The organism is Cupriavidus sp. KB_39 (assembly GCF_052114485.1).
GTDB lineage: Bacteria > Pseudomonadota > Gammaproteobacteria > Burkholderiales > Burkholderiaceae > Cupriavidus.
On sequence record NZ_JBFREV010000235.1, the window covers coordinates 1 to 398 of the forward strand.

Here is a 398-nt window from a genome sequence, read left to right on the forward strand (position 1 = left end):
TGATCCGCGAACGCCACCAGCCGCTGCGCCTGCGCCAGCGCACGCCGGCCGTCCGGGATGGGCAGCCGGCCGGAGAAGTATTCCTTCTGGAAGTCGATGATGACCAGCGCGGTGGTGCTGGCCTCGAGATGGTCGATGGGCTGGGCGCCGAGAATCGCGCGGATACTGGGGTGCGGGTTCGGCCCGGCAGCGGCTACCCCGACCGAAACAGCCAGCGAAACCCCGACGGTGGCGAAGCGCAAATAGCGCGGCAGATGGAAGTTCATGCAACAGGCTCCTCAGGAAAGAGGCGCCAGTCTAGGTACCGCCACGCTGCACTACAACGCCATGCGCCGCACAGGATTTGTGCGGGGGCTGCACAGGCGCGGCCAGCCTTCCCCTTACATTGGCTTCATCAC

At 66.1% G+C, this 398-nt stretch carries 1 pseudogene; it reads right to left on the reverse strand.

Going from position 1 to position 398, the window contains the following annotated elements:
• Window positions 1-266, reverse strand: a pseudogene (locus AB4Z27_RS29725) (cysteine hydrolase); the annotation flags it as partial.
• Window positions 267-398 lie beyond the last annotated feature (132 nt).